The organism is Syntrophales bacterium, from assembly GCA_030018935.1.
Classification (GTDB): domain Bacteria; phylum Desulfobacterota; class Syntrophia; order Syntrophales; family CG2-30-49-12; genus CG2-30-49-12.
Genome location: JASEGZ010000062.1, coordinates 1 through 9,138 on the forward strand (window position 1 = coordinate 1; position 9,138 = coordinate 9,138).

Annotated in this window: 8 protein-coding genes and 1 tRNA gene; all 9 read right to left on the reverse strand. The window is 47.9% G+C overall.

Annotation, left to right across the window (positions count from 1 at the left end; genetic code table 11):
• Position 1: 1 nt before the first annotated feature.
• Positions 2–78: transfer RNA gene (locus QMD03_09415), tRNA-Pro, on the reverse strand.
• Positions 56–652: an XTP/dITP diphosphatase gene (locus tag QMD03_09420; GenBank protein MDI6777429.1), complete on the reverse strand. Its 597-nt coding sequence runs from the start codon at positions 650–652 to the stop codon at positions 56–58. The genes QMD03_09415 and QMD03_09420 overlap by 23 nt, the downstream gene beginning before the upstream one ends.
• 87 nt (positions 653–739) lie before the next feature.
• Positions 740–1,438, reverse strand: coding sequence for an N-acetylmuramoyl-L-alanine amidase (locus QMD03_09425; protein ID MDI6777430.1), 699 nt, complete (start codon positions 1,436–1,438; stop codon positions 740–742).
• 96 nt (positions 1,439–1,534) lie between these two features.
• Positions 1,535–3,679 carry a bifunctional (p)ppGpp synthetase/guanosine-3',5'-bis(diphosphate) 3'-pyrophosphohydrolase gene (locus tag QMD03_09430; GenBank protein MDI6777431.1) on the reverse strand — a complete coding sequence of 715 codons (2,145 nt, stop codon included), beginning with the start codon at positions 3,677–3,679 and terminating at the stop codon, positions 1,535–1,537.
• Positions 3,667–5,391, reverse strand: coding sequence for a proline--tRNA ligase (locus tag QMD03_09435; protein MDI6777432.1), 1,725 nt, complete (start codon positions 5,389–5,391; stop codon positions 3,667–3,669). The genes QMD03_09430 and QMD03_09435 overlap by 13 nt, the downstream gene beginning before the upstream one ends.
• Before the next feature lie 114 nt (positions 5,392–5,505).
• Positions 5,506–6,594, reverse strand: a complete 1,089-nt coding sequence (gene ispG / locus QMD03_09440) for a flavodoxin-dependent (E)-4-hydroxy-3-methylbut-2-enyl-diphosphate synthase (GenBank protein ID MDI6777433.1) — start codon at positions 6,592–6,594, stop codon at positions 5,506–5,508.
• A 133-nt stretch (positions 6,595–6,727) separates the two neighbouring features.
• Positions 6,728–7,921, reverse strand: coding sequence for a pyridoxal phosphate-dependent aminotransferase (locus QMD03_09445; GenBank protein MDI6777434.1), 1,194 nt, complete (start codon positions 7,919–7,921; stop codon positions 6,728–6,730).
• Positions 7,922–7,933: 12 nt separating this feature from the next.
• Positions 7,934–8,437, reverse strand: a complete 504-nt coding sequence (coaD, locus tag QMD03_09450) for a pantetheine-phosphate adenylyltransferase (GenBank protein ID MDI6777435.1) — start codon at positions 8,435–8,437, stop codon at positions 7,934–7,936.
• A 99-nt stretch (positions 8,438–8,536) separates the two neighbouring features.
• A complete protein-coding gene (gene rsmD / locus QMD03_09455) occupies positions 8,537–9,091 on the reverse strand; it encodes a 16S rRNA (guanine(966)-N(2))-methyltransferase RsmD (protein MDI6777436.1) in 555 nt (184 codons plus the stop codon).
• Positions 9,092–9,138: the final 47 nt, after the last annotated feature.

The following is a 9,138-nucleotide window of genomic DNA, read 5'->3' on the forward strand; positions in this document are numbered from 1 at the left end:
CTGGTCGGGGCGGCAGGATTTGAACCTGCGACATCCTGCTCCCAAAGCAGGCACGCTACCAGGCTGCGTTACGCCCCGTTTTCAAGCTCTTTTTGAGTTGATGAAATGCCTGTGCCCGATGGCTGATCATGTTTTTCACTTCCGGCAGGAGTTGTGCCACTGTTATACCCCTTTCGGGCAGAAAAAATACCGGATCGTAACCGAAGCCCCCTTCTCCCACGGGTTTATCATGAATCTGTCCACGCAATTCACCCTCAAAGGATTCAAAGGTACCCTCCGGCCGGTAAAGCACCAATACACACCTAAAGGAGGCTCCCCTTTTTTCGGGGGGGACACCCCGCAAATTTTCGAGAAGTTTCTGTATGTTACTCTCATCTGTAGCATTTTTTCCAGAATATCTGGATGAATAAATACCCGGTTCTCCCCCCAGATAATCCACCTCCAGTCCCGAATCGTCGGCAAGGGCCATTTCACCGGTAAATTCTGAGACAATCCTTGCCTTCTTAAGGGCATTCTCTAAGAATGTTTTCCCATCTTCAATGATGTCGGGAATATCCTTATAGTCATTAAGTGAAAGGAGAACTACGGGAAGCCCCTCAAGCATGGCCTTAATTTCTTTTATTTTCCCATTGTTTTTGGAGGCAAATACAATCTTGATCAGAATAGAACCCCTCTTTCAAGTTTCAAGTCTAAAGACTTACGACTTATGACTTATGACTTCATTCTGGTCCTGAATAGTCTAAAAGTATTCTCTTATGCTTGTACTCAATGCCTGCACAATAGCACTTTGTGTCGTTTCATCCATTATTTTTTCTCTCTCTTCCAGATTTGTTGCAAATCCGATCTCTACAACAACGGCCGGTATGGATAAACCGGTAAGGACGGCGATGGGGGCATCACGAAGCCCTCTGCCCTTTCTGGGGAATACTTTCTCCATGTTTTTCTGAATCGTCTGCGCCAACCTGACGCTGTCATTGAGATATTTGTTTTTGGCCATATCCCTGAGAATTTCTGCTGTGTCGCTTTCGCCAGTTGAAGTTGACTTAAAGCCAGGGAAATAGACCTCGTAGCCCGTCGAGTTTTTCCCAAAACCTGCATTGACATGAAGGCTGATAAACACTTCGGGGTGTGACATCCTAACAATCCTTATCCTGTCAAATATAGGAATGTTCCCGTCCGTGTATCTTGTAAGCTGAACGCGAATGTTTTCCCATCTACTCAATTCTTTCTGCAGTGACAGGGCTATGTTAAGAGTTGCATCTTTTTCATAGTATCTGTCGGATAGTCTGGTACCCTTCTCTGTTCCGCCGTGAGCCGGGTCAATCACTACCAGATGTTTGCCTCCGGGGGGGCCAGCCATGGCAATCGTTGCCACCATCAGGGGAAAAACCAGAAAGATCAATAGGGAAACAATTCTTTTGAGGGACCGTTGTTTCATCTGATCTCTTTTCCAGGCTGATACTTTTAAGTTTTGTGCTTCATACAGCAGATGATCATTTTTTGTCAAGAACTTAGCCTTCCTTTGTCCCGCAACTTATGGCTTTCTGATTCTGTCCACCGAGATGACGCTCTTTAATTTTTTGATGGCGGAGATGATCTGGTTAAAATGGTCCAAATCGCTCACGTCCATCTTAAAATCACATATAGCCTGCATATCTGGCCTCGTATCAATATTGGCCTGAGAGATATTAACATCTAAAGAGGATATCACGTTGCTGATCTCAGCCAGGACACCTTTTTTATCCTGGCAGATAACCCTCATCTGCACTGGATAGGTATGTTTTTCCTTGATGTTCCAGGCAACATTAACGAGCCTTTCCGTATCCATCTCCTGGATGCTGGGGCAACTTACTGAGTGAATCACTACCCCTCTGCCCCTGGAGATGTATCCTGAAATCTCATCGCCCGGTATGGGATGGCAACATTTTGCGAACCTGACCATGACATCTTCGATCCCGGTCAGGGAAATGCCCATGGAATCAGAACTTCTCTTCTTTCTCTTTTCAGGAATGGTTTCATCGCCCTTTGCCTCATCCTCGGGTAAGAAATACTGAACGATCCGTTTGGGTGATACCCTCCCATAACCGACAATAGCCATCAGGTCGTCAGGTGAATTTATGGAATATTCCTCGTAGATTTTTTTGATTTCTTCGGATTTAATAATCTGACTCAACTTCAGATGGTGCCTTTTGCATTCGCTCTCCAGGAGGTCTTTACCGAGCGTGACACTCTTTTCTCTTTCCTCTGTTTTTATCCAGTTTCTTATCTTGGATCTGGCCCTCGAGGTAACGGCGTATTTCAACCAGTCCTTACTGGGGTGATGCCCTGCCTGGGTGATAATTTCAACGGTATCACCATTGGCGAGTTCATACTTAAGGGGCACAATTTTCCTGTTAACCTTGGCGCCGACGCACTGATGGCCAACATCTGTATGAATACTGTAGGCAAAATCAATGGGAGTGGCGCCTCTCGGAAAGGATTTCACTTCGCCCTTTGGTGTGAACACATAGACATCCTCCGGGAAAAGGGCCAGTTTTAAATTGGTCATGAACTCCCGGGGATGTTTCAGCTCCTGTTGAACCTCTAACAATTCTCGCAGCTTTTTGATCTGTTCCTCGTCGTCGCCAAGATAGGCATCCCGTTCTTCTTTGTATCTCCAGTGGGCGGCAATACCCCCTTCCGCCCACTCATGCATGGGCCGGGTGCGGATCTGAATTTCTACCCTCTCGCCATAAGGACCGATGACCGTTGTATGAAGGGAGCGATAATTGTTTGCCTTCGGCATGGCGATATAATCTTTAAAACGCCCCGGCACCGGTTTCCAGAGGGCATGGATAATACTCAACACTTCGTAACATTCAATTTCCTTATCTGAGTCGAGGATGATCCTGAAGGCGGTAAGGTCATAGACCTCATCGAAGTTGATCTGCTGTCTCTGCATTTTTTTATAGATACTGTAAAAATACTTTGCCCGTCCCTCAACCTCACAGTCAATGCCGAACCTGTCCATCTCCTTTCGTAAAATGGATTTTACTTCTGCGGTATATCTTTCTCTCTTCTCTTTTTTCTTTGTTACCCGCCTGGCCAGTTCATTATACGCTTCAAAATGGAGGTACCGGAAGGCCAGATCTTCCAGTTCTACCTGCATCCAGTAGATACCGAGGCGGTTTGCCAGTGGGGCGTATAACTCAAGCGCCTCTGTGGCGATGAATTGCTGTCTTTCAGATGTTTGAAATTCAAGGGTTCTCATATTGTGAACCCTGTCCGCCAGCCGGACCAGGAGTATCCTGATATCTGAAGACATGGCCAGGATCATTTTCCGGAAGTTTTCCGCCTGTCGTTCTTCCTGACTTCCAAAGGTAACCTTACTTATCTTGGTCAGTCCGTCTACAAGAAATGCGACCTCCTTACCGAAAGCTTCTTTTATCTGAGGAGGGTTGGTGAGAGTATCCTCTACCGTATCGTGGAGCAAACCGGTGACGATGGTTGCTGCATCTAACTTCATATCGGCAAGTATCCCGGCTACCTCCATCGGATGGGTAAGATAAGGCTCTCCGGACAGGCGTACCTGTCCCTGATGGACAGAAGCGGAAAAGATATACGCTTTTTCTATGATCTCCAGCTCCTCCGGAGAGAGATAGGATTGGGTCTTATCCAGGATATCCGTTATGCGTAACATGACATTTCTTCATTGATGCACTTGATGACAAAATCCTTCGCCTCTTTTAGCGGGAGGGCTTCCACGTCACCTAATCTCCTTGTTCTGATCTCTACCTTTCCCTCGGCGAGCCTCTTGGGTCCGATCGTTACTCTTAGCGGAATACCGATCAGGTCGGCGTCTTTGAACTTTATACCCGGCCGGACATCCCTGTCGTCCAGGATGACCTCAACACCTTTCTCCCTGAGAGATTGATAGAGATCTTCGGCGGCAACTGATTGGGACTTATCGTTAATATTAACCGGTGTGATAATGACATGGTAAGGCGCCAGCGGCATGGGCCATATCATGCCGTCTTCGTCATAATTCTGCTCTATGCATGCCGCAACTGTTCTCCCGATACCGATGCCGTAACAGCCCATGACCATGTATTGCTCCTGGCCATTCTTGTCAAGGTAGGTGGCCTTCATCGCCTTGCTGTACTTGGTGCCCAATTTAAAGATGTGACCGCATTCGATCCCTCTGGCAAATTTAAGTGTACTTTTGCAACGGGGGCAGAAATCTGTTTCTCTTACCAGTCTTAAATCGGCAAACGCCTTGACCTCGAAATCTCTCCCTATATTTACATTTTTTATATGGTAATCCTCTCTATTAGCCCCCATGACAAAATTGCTCATGTTGATGAGAGAATAATCGGCGATGATTTCCGTTTTGATCCCCATGGCCCCGGCGAACCCCTTTGTTGAACCTGTCTCCTTATAAATCATCTCATCCGTTGCCAGTTCGAGGAGATCGCATCCGAGATAGTTTTTCAGCTTGATGGGATTGATCTCTTCATTACCCCTCACAAGAACAGCAACGGGATGACCATCTGCGTTAAAGACCAGTGTTTTTACCACGTCCTGTGGGTTTACCTGCAGAAATGCACAGACCTCTTCGATCGTTTTCACCCCAGGTGTATAGACATCCTCAGGGGGGGGTAAGTCTTTTTCATCAATTTTCTCTTGAGGAGGTCTGGCAATTTCCGCCCTTTCGATGTTCGCCGCATAATCACAGGCATTGCAGAAAACAAGACAGTCTTCTCCCGAATCGGCGATTACCATGAATTCATGGGAAAAACTCCCCCCGATGTTGCCCGTATCAGCCTCTACCGCTCTGAACCTGAGACCACATCGCCTGAAGATCCTGTTATAGGCATTAAACATCTTTCCGTAGGTTATCTCGGCGCCTTCCTCGTTAGTATCGAAGCTGTAAGCGTCCTTCATGCCGAACTCCCGGCAGCGCATGACCCCGAACCTTGGCCTGATCTCGTCGCGGAATTTGGTCTGGATCTGATAGAGGTTTTTAGGAAGCTGACGATAGGTCTTGATTTCATGGCGGACAAGATCGGTGATGACCTCCTCATGAGTAGGACCGAGGCAGTATTCCCTGTCATGGCGATCTCTGAACCTGAGAAGTTCTCTACCATAATGCACCCATCGGTCTGATTCCTGCCAGAGTTCAGCAGGCTGGACCAGGGGAAGAAGTACCTCCTCAGCACCGGCCCTGTTCATCTCTTCCCGGACGATCTGTTCCACCTTCCGGATCACCCTGTAGCCGAGGGGAAGGTATGAATAGATACCACTGGCCAATTTCCGTATCATTCCCGCTCTGATCATGAGCTGGTGACTGACAACCTCCGCATCGGAAGGAATCTCTCTTCCTGTGGGCAAGAACATCTCCGAATAACGCATTGGACCTCCTATTCTAAGTGCCTAATCCGCATAAAGTGGAAAAGTGCCTAAAGTGCGCTAAAATGGGAAGTGCCTAAAGCTAAAAACTATTCCTTTAACTTTCCACTTCCCACTTTAGACACTTCCAACTTTTTTTAAAGTACCTATCTCTTCCAGCAACACCCGGACAAAATCTCTCTCCTTTATTTTTCTGATCGCCTGGCCTTTCTTGAAAAGCATTCCCCATCCGCGGCCACCGGCAATTCCTATATCCGCCTCGGCAGCCTCACCTGGCCCGTTCACCACACACCCCATCAGGGCGATCTTGAGATATGCCTTCATCCCGACCAACCTTTCCTCCACCTCTTCCGTCAGCCTGAGAAGATCAATTTCACAGCGACCGCAGGTAGGACAGGATATGATGTCAGGACCTACCTTTCTGATATCCATCGCCCGGAGTATCCCGTAGGCCACATCAATTTCAGGTACGGGATTGCCGGTTATCGAAACCCTGATCGTATCCCCGATCCCCTCATAGAGAAGAATTCCGATACCGATAGAAGACTTGATGGCGGCATTTAAGAGGCTTCCCGCTTCTGTTACGCCAAGGTGAAGGGGGTAATCTGTCTGCCTCGATACGGTTCGATAGGCCTCGACCATGGTAGGCACATCTGAAGATTTCAGGGACAGCTTAATTGCGGGAGCGCCCATATCCTCGAGAAGGACAAGACTCCTCATAGCGCTCTCGGCCAAGGCATCGGCAGTCGGCCCCCCGTACTTTACCAAGAGATCTTTTTCGAGAGATCCGGCGTTGATGCCAAGGCGAATCACGCAACCCCGTGGTTTCGCAAACCTGACGATCTCTTTTATTTTTCCCGGGCCGATATTTCCCGGGTTGATCCTGATACCATCCACACCCATTCTGATGGCCTCTATGGCAAGGTGATGATTAAAATGTATATCAGCGATAAGGGGTATCGTGATCTGTTTTTTGATCTCTGTCAGGACAACCGCCGCCTCCTTATCGGGAACTGCAATCCTAACGACCTCACAACCCGCCTCTTCAAGCTGCCTGATCTGCGCGACAGTGGCCTTTACATCCCTCGTATCGGTGCAGGTCATGGATTGAACGACGACAGGCGCGTCACCGCCTATCTGGACGCCGCCTAAGAAAACAGGTCTCGTTTTCTTCCTTTTGTTAAACCTTCCTGATGAGTTGTTCATGGTGGGTAAAAATATAACAACAGGGAATTACATTCAATGGCAAATTTTATGGACGTAGCTGGCCTGGAGGGGTGAATAAGCCGGTGAGAAGTTAAGGGGCATAATACCTTTGCCGCGGTTTACCACCTGCGGATCAGTCAAGCTTCGCCACGGCATCTCTTATTCGTTGCAGCCCTTCTTCGATATTTTTCATCGTCGTGGCATAGGAGAGACGTATATAGTGGTCACAACCGAACTCGCCGCCCGGCACGACAGCAACATTGGCCTCCTCTAAGAGATACTCGGTAAGATCAGATGAACTGGAGATGGTTTTTCCCCGCCATGAACGTCCGAATAATGAAGAGACGTTGGGAAAAACGTAGAAAGCCCCGGCAGGGTTCATACAGGCGATGCTTGGTATTGCATTGAGTTTTTCCACGATACAGTTTCTTCTCTTCCCAAATTCCCCCACCATTTCCGTGACAACATCCTGATTTCCCATCAGGGCCTCCACAGCCGCTTTCTGCGAGATCGAAGAGGGATTAGATGTGCTCTGACTTTGAATCATGGTAACGGCGGATATAATCTCAGAAGGGCCGGCGGCATAACCGATCCTCCAGCCTGTCATGGCGTAAGCCTTGGACACACCGTTGACGACAACCGTCATCTTTTTCATCTCTTCACTGATAGAGGCAATATTACAGAAGGAAATTGCGTCATAGATGATCTTTTCGTAAACGTCGTCGGAAATGACAAAAATCCCTTTGGGGACTATCACCTCCGCGAGAGCTTCCAGTTCTGTCCGGGTATAGGCAGCGCCGGTCGGATTTGAGGGACTGTTCAAAATGACCGCTTTTGTATGTTTACCGATTGCACCCTCGAGTTGTTCCGGCTGGAGCTTGAAGCCATTGGTTTCTTTTGCTTCCACAATGACCGGTTGCGCACCGGCAAGAACGATGATATCGGGATAGGAAACCCAGTAAGGCGACGGAATGATAACCTCATCACCCTCTTCAAAGAGAACCTGGGCAAGATTATAGAGAGTATGTTTGGCCCCGCAGGAAACGACAATCTCGCCTCGGGAGTAGTTTAGCCGATTGTCTTTCTGCAATTTACGGATAATCGCATCTTTTAATTCATCTGTACCGCCGACTGGGGTGTACTTGGTAAATCCCCCCTCGATGGCCCTGATGGCAGCCATTTTAATGTGAAGGGGGGTATCGAAATCAGGTTCCCCTGCACCAAAGCCGATAACATCTCTTCCCTCTGCCCGTAGCGCATTGGCTTTCATTGTAATCGCCAGGGTAGGAGAAGGTTTGATCATCGTTATTCTTGATGAGAGCTTCATAATTTTTCCTTTTCATCGCTGTGCTGAAAATCCGTATTTTTGCTGGAGTTTCTGGTAAACGATGTCCGGCACCATTCCTTTTACCGACCCTCCCAAACTGGCCGCCTCTTTTACGATACTGGAACTTGTGAAAAACCACCTGAAACCGGTCATGAGAAACACTGTTTCTACCTCTCTATTCAACCTCCGGTTGATGAGGGTCATCTGAAACTCATATTCGAAGTCCGACACGGCCCTCAACCCCTTCAGGATAACATCTGCACCTGAATTTTTGACGTAGTCCACGAGGAGCCCCGGAGCGGAGTCAACCGTTATCCGCTTACGATCTTTCTCATGTTCCCTGATAACCTCTCTGATCATCTCCATCCTTTCCTCAACGGAAAAGAGATATCTTTTCTCCGGGTTATAGGCAACGAGGACGATGATTTCATCAAATAATTTCAAACCTCTCGTAATAATGTCCACATGTCCGTTTGTAATGGGATCAAAAGAACCGGGGTACACCGCTGTTTTCATATCTGTCCCTTCTTCAAGTTTAAGTAACTACTCAGGTATTTAGGCTGAAGACTGAAGTGTCCTAATAGTCTTCCGCCTTTAGTCTATCCACCTGAGTAGTTACAAGTTTAATTTCAAAAAAGACAGAATTGTATCACCATATCTTCTCTGATCCATCAAGATAAACCGGTCTGCCGGCCGTTGTTCTAATTCTTCTCTTATTGAGTGTTGGATGATGACAAAACTATCTTCGGAGGGCAAACCTTCCTCACCAATACACCGCAGGGTTTCTCCGACAAGACCCCTCTCGTAGGGCGGATCGGCAAATAGGAAATCAAACCGCATCCCCTTCTTACCCAGTGTCCTGATACCCCTCTTTCCCTCTACGGCAAGGATTTCGTACCTGCCTTCAAATTCACTACCGCCGAGGTTTCCCTTGATGACATGGGCGAGTATCCAATTCTTTTCTACAAATACAACCTTCACCGCCCCCCTGCTTAAGGCTTCCAGGCCGATCGCTCCGCTTCCCGCGTAAAGATCAAGAAACGACTTTCCTTCCATGGGAGGAAGTATATTGAAAAGCGTTTCCCTGAGCCGGCAAGAGGTGGGCCTGAGCCGATATCCCCTCGGTAAATTAAGGCGTCTACCTCTAGCCTTACCTCCGATGATTCTCATGAAACCTCGGAAATACGTCATACGTCATAAAACATACGTCTTATGTC

What these genes read in the sequence shown, in the direction of transcription:
- rsmD (MDI6777436.1), bottom strand. Translation starts at nt 9,091, where the DNA reads ATGAGAATCATCGGAGGTAAGGCTAGAGGTAGACGCCTTAATTTACCG.
- QMD03_09435 (MDI6777432.1), bottom strand. Translation starts at nt 5,391, where the DNA reads ATGCGTTATTCGGAGATGTTCTTGCCCACAGGAAGAGAGATTCCTTCC.
- coaD (MDI6777435.1), bottom strand. Translation starts at nt 8,437, where the DNA reads ATGAAAACAGCGGTGTACCCCGGTTCTTTTGATCCCATTACAAACGGA.
- QMD03_09445 (MDI6777434.1), bottom strand. Translation starts at nt 7,921, where the DNA reads ATGAAGCTCTCATCAAGAATAACGATGATCAAACCTTCTCCTACCCTG.
- QMD03_09425 (MDI6777430.1), bottom strand. Translation starts at nt 1,438, where the DNA reads ATGAAACAACGGTCCCTCAAAAGAATTGTTTCCCTATTGATCTTTCTG.
- QMD03_09430 (MDI6777431.1), bottom strand. Translation starts at nt 3,679, where the DNA reads ATGTTACGCATAACGGATATCCTGGATAAGACCCAATCCTATCTCTCT.
- ispG (MDI6777433.1), bottom strand. Translation starts at nt 6,594, where the DNA reads ATGAACAACTCATCAGGAAGGTTTAACAAAAGGAAGAAAACGAGACCT.